The sequence below is a fragment of the Nitrobacter sp. TKz-YC01 genome, assembly GCF_047824785.1.
In the GTDB taxonomy this organism is placed as follows: domain Bacteria; phylum Pseudomonadota; class Alphaproteobacteria; order Rhizobiales; family Xanthobacteraceae; genus Nitrobacter.
Genome location: NZ_CP181168.1, coordinates 115,271 through 123,343, shown reverse-complemented (window position 1 = coordinate 123,343; position 8,073 = coordinate 115,271). Strand labels below are relative to the sequence as shown.

Here is an 8,073-nt window from a genome sequence, read left to right as displayed (position 1 = left end):
ATACGCTTGGTATCCGAATTTTCCATGTTGAGCGTAAATTCGGCGACTTCTCCGAGTCGGTCAAGCAAATAAGGGTTAACGGAAATTAACCACTTGGCCAGCACTCAGTGTTCTCAGCTGATAACTTTTCGATTCAACGAGGGCTGTTCTCAGCTGAGAACTGCCCTGTTGGCTCGACCGCCGGCGCCAGCGGGCTGACACTGCATCAGAGGATCAAGCGCGAGGCTCGTCCCAAGGACCGCTCTGCCTCATTGTAGTAGCTGGCCGCCTGTTGCACCGACCGGTGCTGCGACTGCTGCATCGCCTCAGGCAACGCCACGCCTTGCCGCGCTGCCTCGGTCAAATATCCCGACCTCAATCCGTGTGCCGAAAACTCCCGCGGCTCCAACCCGGCCATCACGCAGCGCCGCTTCACGATCAGGTTGATCGACTGCGGGGTCAGCGCCCGCTCCTCCAGCGCCTCCCAGCGGTCGATGGCGCGGAACACCGGTCCCTTGCTGATGTCGGTGCGCTCGAGCCATTCGCGCAGCGCCTCGACTGGCGGCCCGACCAGGAGCACCCTCCCCGCCTCGTCCGCGACCCCGGCCTTGGTCCGACCGAGCTGAATCGCCAGGCACACCAGGGTCGGCGATTGCGGATCCCGAGGATCGAGAGGCACATCAGGCTCATCGCTGATCTGCTCGACCCGGAGCCGCGCCACCTCGCTACGCCGGCGTCCGCCCGAGGCGAACGCCAGCAGCAAGATCGCCAGATCGCGGGTGTCGACGAGACGGTCAGAGTGACATGTCGCGAGCAGCCGGTCGAGCACGTCGCGGGTGACGGCCCGCTTGCTCTTGCGCTGACGCGGCCGGCTGCTGGCCCGGACCGCGAGCCGGAGAGCCGCGCGAAGACTGGGCGCGTGGAACGGACCCTCCTGCCCTTTCCAGCGGTGCAGCGTGCCCCAGTTCGCCAGCCGGCGCTTGACCGTCGATGGCGCATGCGGGCCATCGGTGCGAAGCAGCAAGGCCTTCCGCAGGTCCGCCGCGACCTCGGCTGGCATCCCATGCTGGGGATCGGTTTCGCGCGCGACCGGATCCCAGAGGTGATGCGCCACGTATTTCAGGGCCAGGCTTTCCGGCGCCGGCCAGGGTAAGGGTGCACCGGTCGCCGCTTGCGCCCAGCCTTCGAGGTAGGCCAGGTCGGAGGCGAGCGCCCGCAGGGTGTTCTCGCCCATACCCTCGCGCGCGAGATGCTTCAGCGTCTCGACGTCATCGTCGGTCAGCAGTTCGGCCAGCCGATCGCGCCGCTCCATAGGCAGGATGGCGGAGAGCGCATCGAGCTGCAGCGCGCGCCGAGTCGCGGAGTCGGAGTGGGGGTGATCGGTGAGGAGGTCGTCCATCACGAACCGAGGGGAAGAATGCGCACACGCGCACGCTGCGGATCGATCGACACCAATGCACCCTCAGCGAGCTCGCGCTCTGTTTGTGCGATCGCGCGGAGGAGGGCGCTGCCGATCGCCGCCGGCGTCAGGAGGTCAGCGCGAATCTGAATGACGCTCGGCTTTCGGCGGCCCGTGGCCGCCAGGATTGTCGAGAAATCGAGATCATTGGTCAGGACGACATGGTCATGGGTAGCGGCCCATTGCATGAGCGCGCGATCGGGCGCGTTGGCGGCGCCGACGCTCGACCAATGCGTCGCCTCAAGCCCGGCTTCCTGCAGAAAAGGAACCCAGTTTGGCGACAGGTTCATGTCGATCAGGAACCGCATCAGGACACGCGCTGAAGATCGACCTCCCGCTCTTCGGCGCGCCAGGCCGCATAGCGGAGGGCTTCCAGCACGTCCTCGCGCTCAAGGTAGGGATAGTCGGCGAGCAGCGCTTCGATGCTGCGGCCGCCGCCAATTTGGCCGACAATCATGCCGACGGTGACGCGCTGGCCACGAATACAGGGCTTGCCGCCCATCACGGCGGGGTCTTGGCTGATGCGGGCAAAATCGGTCATTGGGTCACCTCGATTACCAGTCTAGCATATTTTTCGCGCCGTTTCCGCGATATCCGAGAAGCGGGCAGGGGGTCTCGCGCCTCAGTCCCATGGATTGAACAGCGGCAAGCCAAGTGGGACAAAATCCTTGGTGTTACGGGTCGCGAGCACGAGCTCTTTGGCCAGCGCTGTCGCCGCGAAAAACCCGTCCATGACCGACAGCGCAAAACCGCTCCGGCGGGCCTGCGCCATCAGATCGCCCCAGCGTTCGGCGATCGCCGGGTCGATCGGCACGATCCGACCGGCGAAACGCGCCGGCAGGTCCTCCGCGAGCCAGGCGGAAAGCGCTGCGCGACGCCGGCCATCGTCCATCCGGGCGATGCCGCACCCGAGCTCGGCGATCGACGCCACGCTGATGAAGGCCCGGTCCTCGTCGATCGTATCGAGCCAGGCGAGCACCTTACGATCGGGCACCGGCCGGCGAACCTCCGACAAGACATTGGTGTCGAGCAGGACCTTCATAGATCAAGATCGCGCGGCTGATCGCGCACCCGCTCGAGATCGAGATCGGCGTCGCGAAGTGGCGAGGCCATCAGGAATTCGGCCAGCGTGCCCTTGCGGACGGTCTTGCGCGCCCATTCCTCGGCCGAGACAATGACAACGCTGGGCTTGCCGTGGCGGGTGATGACCTGCGGATCGGTCTGGGCGCGCTCGATCACTTCAGAGAGGCGCGCCTTGGCGCCGGCCACGGTCCAATGGTCGGATTGGGGCGCGGAGGTCTTTCGGGGGGCGGTCACGATCTGCTCCTGTGACTATAATGACCTGTATGACTATAAGCGCTGCTACGCTGGCGTTCAACATGAGGCTGCGGAGAGGGCGCCGTTCGGCTATGATCGCCTGTGAACCAATGGAATTAGCGCCATGGGCAGCCACCCGGACAGGAACATCGCGCCGCCGGCGACCAGCGACGAGGCCGGTACGGCCGAGCGGAGCCAGGCGGCCGCGCGTGATCGCCGTGCCGTTCCAGCCGTCGATCTGACCGACGAAGACATTGCCGCGATCGAGGCCAGCGAAATGGCGCCTGGTTTCGAGCACTTCGATGCCGAACTCGGGTCGGCGTCCGTATCGCCGTTGCAGCGCGGCCTCGAGTTCATCCGCCAACTTCGCCTTCGCGGCCGGAGGGCCAAGACCGAAGCGGCCGACAAGGCCTTTCGCGACAGCCTCTACGACGACAGTTGAGGGGAGGGCTTGCAAGCGGCATGTCCTCCCGTCGCTCTCGCGCCTCACGGGGGCGGGATTGGCCGGGCTGTCCCGTCAGACTCGCTGATTTGCGCCGTGGCGTCCAACACTATCGATAAGGGGGAGTTATCGATAGTGAGAAGAGTCCGCAAACAGCCGTCGCTATGACGGAACAGAAAACCATGTTAGCTTCCGTTTGACAGATTCCTATTAAGGTTATCAAGACCTTGCCTTCCCGCTACCCAATCCCCGATCCGCTGCCCTGGAGCCAGATCGCCGGCCCGCTCGCCGCCGCCGAGGATTCCCTGGCCCGGCTCGACGAGCGCCTCGCCAACAGCCCGATCCGGCAGGGCTGGATCGCCCGCACCCACTTCGCCGACGCCGCGGCCTGCCTATGGCTCGAAGGCGCTCTCGTTCACCTCGACGATCTCGTCCTCCACGATGCCGGCATGGACGTCCGCACCCCGACCCACGAGCTCACCCGCGCCCATGCCGTGCTGCGCACGCGACGGCGCATCGCCGAGGCGAAGCCGGATTGGGCGCTGTCGGCCGCCGGGCTTGCCGGACTTCGGGGTCGGGGAGGGTGCGGCGACCGGGAAGAAGAAGCCTGCGACCGGAAGGAGGAAGCGGATGAGGCACGCGACCTGGAAGACGGCGAGGTGGATGCGGCTGAGCCGCTTGGCGTAACCTCAACGGACGAACGGCTGGCCGACGTCTTCGCCGCGGTCGACGCGGCGATCGCCCAAGCCGACCGCACCCTCGCGCACGAGATCGCCAACCAGATCAGCCGTCCGGCCGAGCGGGACCCACTGGTCTACGATCTCGATTGGGACGAAGAGGAACGCCTCGATGCGTGGCGCGTCGTCATCGACCAGACCCGCACGCTGCCGCCGGCGCTGGCGGCGGCGATCACGGCCGAGGCCTGGAGCGCGCTCGAACCGCTGCAGCACACCCCGTGGCTCGGCCGGCTGCTCGCAGCTAGCGTGCTGCGCCAGCGCGGCAAGACGCGCTCGCACCTGGCCTGCCTCCATGACGGACTCAAAGCCATTCCGCGCGAGCGGCGACGACCGCGCGATAGCGCAGGCCGCCTCACCGTGCAGCTCGAGGCCATCGCCGCCGCGGCCGAGGCAGGCCTGAAGGATCACGACCGCTGGCTAACCGCCCGCACCCTGCTGGCTCGCAAGCTTGATGGCCGCCGCTCGACCTCCCGGTTGCCCGCGCTGTTGGAGTATGTGTTGACGCGGCCGATCGTCTCGGCCGGCATGATCGCGGCGGAGCTGAAGATCACGCCGCGCGCCGCCCACGACCTGGTCGCGGAGCTCGGGTTGCGAGAGGCAACCGGGAGGGACAGGTATCGGGCGTGGGGGGTCCTTTAGATGTGGCCCGACGACGGTGATTTGCGTTGTTTAAATCGGGTAGTGACCCCATCGTGAAACGCTGCGTTTGCGGTTATGATTCGCTCAGCAGGAGAAGGTAAAGCAGAGACATGGCCCGCGGAGAGCTGATGAAGAAATTGCTGGCCAGTTACGGTCGGGACGATGAGTTCCGCGCCGTGGCGGAGCAAATCATCGGCGAAGAGGAAAAAAAGAACAATCGCGTGCTGGCGCGCAGCCTGCGCAAGACCCTCGAGACGGGTCCAAGCCGGCCGGCCGGACCGAAGGGTCTTGCGCCGCTCATTCCCTTTCCCGAAGCCGCCGCGGATTTCATCGAGCGCGTTGAGCCGCGCCACAGCCGGAACGACATCGTGCTCGACGCGACAAACGTGCGCGTGCTGCTTGGTCTCGTCAAAGAGTTCCGCCGCGCCGATGAAATCCGGCGGCACGGACTCAAGGTCCGGTCCAAGCTCTTGTTCTGCGGACCGCCGGGATGTGGCAAGACGCTGTGCGCAGAGATTTTTGCAGCTGAGCTCGGGCTGCCGCTCTTTCTTGTCAAACTCGATCGGTTGATCTCATCGTACCTCGGCGAGACGGCGGGCAATGTCCGCAAGATTTTCGAGTTCGCGCGCAAGCAGCCCTGCGTCTTGTTTTTTGACGAGTTCGACGCTCTGGCGCGTTCGCGCGACGACTCCAGCGAGCACAATGAGCTGCGACGGGTCGTCAACAGCCTGCTGCTGTTCATCGACCACATTCAGCCGAAAGGCTTCTTGATCGCCGCGACGAACCTCGATCAATCACTCGATCCGGCGGTTTGGCGCCGCTTCGACGAGGTCGTCTGGTTCGACAAACCCGATCGCGCGATGATCGCCCGATTCCTACGGCTCAAGTTCAAGAACGTCGCCACGGCGTTCGATCCGTTGCAGCATGCGGCGGCGTTGGAGGGCTATTCCTACGCCGAGATCGAGCGCGTCTGCACGCAGGCGGTCAAAACGATGATCATCGATCGCCGTAAGCAGGTGCAGGCACGCGACTTCAATCGCGCCTTGGAAGACGAGGCGCGGCGCCGAGCAGGACAGTCTCGCCTCGCGCCGCCGAGCTAGGCGCGCCGTGGCCCGATACGATCACCTCGAGCTCGTCCGGCTCCCCGAGCAATTCGAGCGCCGCAAGCACGGCGGCGGCGGTCCGCCGCCGGCGCGCGATCGCGACCAGCACACCACCAAGCTGCGCGACGAACTCGACGCCGCGACCCAGGAGCAAAGGCGGCGCCGCAAGCCCGAATTTGTCGATCCCTCCCTGATCCTGCGCGTGCAGATGACGGGCGCGCGGCTTGAGGAAGAGTGGGAGCGGCTGGGGCTCACGGTGCTATCGAGCGACGCGGACCGCACGCTCATGCTATTCGCATCGAGTGAAGACATGCGGGATTTCCGCGCGCGGCTTGATGCCTATCAGGGCGGCGCGCCCCCCGGGCAGAAGCACGCACCTTACATCAACTTCGTCTCTGGGATCGAAAGCATTGGATCGGTCGAGGCTCGCGATCGGATCGGTCCACGCTTGCGGGAAGAAGGATTCGCTGATGTCGAGGATCTCGTCGCGCAGACATCCTATCTGATCGACATCGAGCTTTGGGATCTGGGCGAACGTCGCCTACGCGAGCGCAAGATCGAGGACGTCATCCGCTACGTCGAGGCACGAGGTGGCGATGTCTTCGATCGCTATGTCGGCCCCTCGATCAGCATGTTTCGTGCGCGGCTAACCGGCGAACTGCTTCGCACGCTGCTGACGATCGAGGAGATCGCGGCCATCGATCTGCCGCCGGCGCCGGACGTGACGACGGCGGAGGCACTCGACATGGTCTTGGCGGATGCGCCGCCGCTGAACGCCGTCGCCGATGACGCCCCGCTGATCGGCATCATCGATAGCGGCGTGAACGATCACCCGTTCCTGGCGGATGTCATCGCCGGTTCGATCGCCGTTCCTGCCGATCTCGGCACCGCCGATGTCTGGGGACATGGAACGCGTGTCGCCGGCGTCGCTGTGTTTGGCGACCTGCGCGCGCAGCTCGACGCTGGCGCCCTGCAACGCGGAGCGCGTATCTGTGCGGCGAAGGTCATCAATGACCGGGGTGACTTCGACGATCGCCGTCTGGTGCCTTCGCAGATGCGCGAAGCGGTTATGACTCTGAATCAGCGTTTCGGCTGTCGGGTTTTCGTGATTGCGCTTGCCGACCGCCGGCGGGTGTTCGACGGCGGCAAGGTCGGAACATGGGCCGCTACGCTCGACGAATTGGCGCGCGAGCTCGACGTCGTCATCGTCGTCTCGTCCGGTAATCGAAGCCCGCGCGGCGGCAATCGCCTCGAACAGGCGGTGACCGAATATCCTCGCTATCTTCTGGAGGATGCCAACCGGTTGTTCGAGCCGGCCGGCGCCTTGAACGTCATCACCGTCGGTGCACTCGCGCACGGTGAGGGTCTCGATCCAGACCGCGCCGACGACGTCCGAGTCCGCCCGATCACGCGGCTGCATGAGCCGGCGCCATTTTCGCGCATTGGGCCGGGTCCGGGCGGGGCGACGAAACCGGACGTCATGGAGATTGGCGGTACGCTGATCTTCGATCCCGTGGTCGCGCGGCTGCGGGGAGGGGAGGATGTCGGCAGCGCGGGCGTTCTGACTCTCTATCACGGCTTTCTCGATCGCCTGTTCACCGCGGGCTCGGGTACGTCCTATGCCGCTCCGCGGGTTGCTTTCAGCGCCGCGCAGATCCTGACACGCTTCCCGCAGGCCTCAGCCAATCTCGTCCGCGCGCTCATTGTCGGATCCGCGGAAATCCCACAGCCGGCACAAGAGCGGCTTCAGCTGCTTGGCGGCGACGCGGTCCGCGTGGTCTGCGGGCACGGTCTTGTCGATCTGGAACGCGCAGCGTTCTCCGATGACGCGCGCGTCACACTCTACGCAGAGGATGAGCTCGCTCTCGATCATTTTGCCGTCTATCGGATTCCGATCCCGGAAGCGTTTCAGGCAGGAAACGGCGAGCGCTGCATTCGCGTCACGCTGGCGTTCGACCCACCGGTGCGTCATACGCGCACCGACTATGCCGGGGTCGGCATGAGTTTTCGGCTGGTTCGCGGATGTCAGCCGGACCTCATCTTTGATCATTATCGCAAGCGTGAACAGGCTGAGGGTCCGTTCCCCGAACTTGCGGCGCGATACAATTGCAATCTCGTTCCCGGACCGCAGTTGCGCGAGAAGGGGACCGTTCAGCGCGCGAGCGTCACGTTCAAACGCGGTGTCGAAGATTACGGCGACAGCTATTATCTTGTCGTGCGCTGCGAGAGCGGCTGGGCGACGCATATCGATCGGCAGCGATTCGCGGTCGTCGTCGAACTACTTCACAAGGCCGAAGTGCAGCTCTACGAGCGCGTGCGGCAGCGGGTCAGGGTCCAGGCTTAGCGTTCGTCCTGTTCTAGTGGCGGATTTGTATTTTCACTTCGTAAGGCCGATTG

General features: G+C 65.2%; 9 protein-coding genes. 4 read left to right on the top strand and 5 right to left on the bottom strand.

Features of this window, described 5'->3' with window-relative positions; all coding sequences use genetic code 11:
• Window positions 1–205 precede the first annotated feature (205 nt).
• The 5 genes from ACMYR2_RS19320 to ACMYR2_RS19300 form a co-directional block, all read right to left on the bottom strand.
• Complete coding sequence (locus ACMYR2_RS19320) at window positions 206–1,378, bottom strand: tyrosine-type recombinase/integrase (protein WP_347265196.1); 1,173 nt, start codon at window positions 1,376–1,378, stop codon at window positions 206–208.
• Entirely contained in the window at window positions 1,378–1,746 is a 369-nt protein-coding gene (locus ACMYR2_RS19315; RefSeq protein ID WP_416194186.1) for a DUF5615 family PIN-like protein, read from the bottom strand. Before ACMYR2_RS19315 ends, ACMYR2_RS19320 begins: the two co-directional genes overlap by 1 nt.
• A complete protein-coding gene (locus ACMYR2_RS19310; protein ID WP_347265198.1) occupies window positions 1,746–1,979 on the bottom strand; it encodes a DUF433 domain-containing protein in 234 nt (77 codons plus the stop codon). Before ACMYR2_RS19310 ends, ACMYR2_RS19315 begins: the two co-directional genes overlap by 1 nt.
• Window positions 1,980–2,060: 81 nt before the next feature.
• Window positions 2,061–2,480: a type II toxin-antitoxin system VapC family toxin gene (locus tag ACMYR2_RS19305; RefSeq protein ID WP_347265199.1), complete on the bottom strand. Its 420-nt coding sequence runs from the start codon at window positions 2,478–2,480 to the stop codon at window positions 2,061–2,063.
• On the bottom strand, window positions 2,477–2,755 hold the full coding sequence (locus ACMYR2_RS19300) for a type II toxin-antitoxin system Phd/YefM family antitoxin (protein WP_416194185.1): 279 nt from the start codon (window positions 2,753–2,755) through the stop codon (window positions 2,477–2,479). The genes ACMYR2_RS19305 and ACMYR2_RS19300 overlap by 4 nt, the downstream gene beginning before the upstream one ends.
• A gap of 124 nt (window positions 2,756–2,879) precedes the next feature.
• Here ACMYR2_RS19300 and ACMYR2_RS19295 point away from each other — a divergent pair, with 124 nt between their 5' ends.
• From ACMYR2_RS19295 to ACMYR2_RS19280, 4 genes are all read left to right on the top strand, one after another.
• Window positions 2,880–3,197 carry a prevent-host-death protein gene (locus tag ACMYR2_RS19295; protein ID WP_416194184.1) on the top strand — a complete coding sequence of 106 codons (318 nt, stop codon included), beginning with the start codon at window positions 2,880–2,882 and terminating at the stop codon, window positions 3,195–3,197.
• Between the two features lie 218 nt (window positions 3,198–3,415).
• Window positions 3,416–4,573, top strand: coding sequence for an RHE_PE00001 family protein (locus ACMYR2_RS19290; RefSeq protein WP_416194207.1), 1,158 nt, complete (start codon window positions 3,416–3,418; stop codon window positions 4,571–4,573).
• 128 nt (window positions 4,574–4,701) lie between these two features.
• On the top strand, window positions 4,702–5,673 hold the full coding sequence (locus ACMYR2_RS19285) for an AAA family ATPase (RefSeq protein WP_416194183.1): 972 nt from the start codon (window positions 4,702–4,704) through the stop codon (window positions 5,671–5,673).
• A 7-nt stretch (window positions 5,674–5,680) separates the two neighbouring features.
• Entirely contained in the window at window positions 5,681–8,020 is a 2,340-nt protein-coding gene (locus ACMYR2_RS19280) for a S8 family peptidase (RefSeq protein ID WP_416194182.1), read from the top strand.
• Window positions 8,021–8,073 lie beyond the last annotated feature (53 nt).

What these genes read in the sequence shown, in the direction of transcription:
- ACMYR2_RS19295 (WP_416194184.1), top strand. Translation starts at nt 2,880, where the DNA reads ATGGGCAGCCACCCGGACAGGAACATCGCGCCGCCGGCGACCAGCGAC.
- ACMYR2_RS19320 (WP_347265196.1), bottom strand. Translation starts at nt 1,378, where the DNA reads ATGGACGACCTCCTCACCGATCACCCCCACTCCGACTCCGCGACTCGG.
- ACMYR2_RS19315 (WP_416194186.1), bottom strand. Translation starts at nt 1,746, where the DNA reads ATGCGGTTCCTGATCGACATGAACCTGTCGCCAAACTGGGTTCCTTTT.
- ACMYR2_RS19310 (WP_347265198.1), bottom strand. Translation starts at nt 1,979, where the DNA reads ATGACCGATTTTGCCCGCATCAGCCAAGACCCCGCCGTGATGGGCGGC.
- ACMYR2_RS19305 (WP_347265199.1), bottom strand. Translation starts at nt 2,480, where the DNA reads ATGAAGGTCCTGCTCGACACCAATGTCTTGTCGGAGGTTCGCCGGCCG.
- ACMYR2_RS19285 (WP_416194183.1), top strand. Translation starts at nt 4,702, where the DNA reads ATGAAGAAATTGCTGGCCAGTTACGGTCGGGACGATGAGTTCCGCGCC.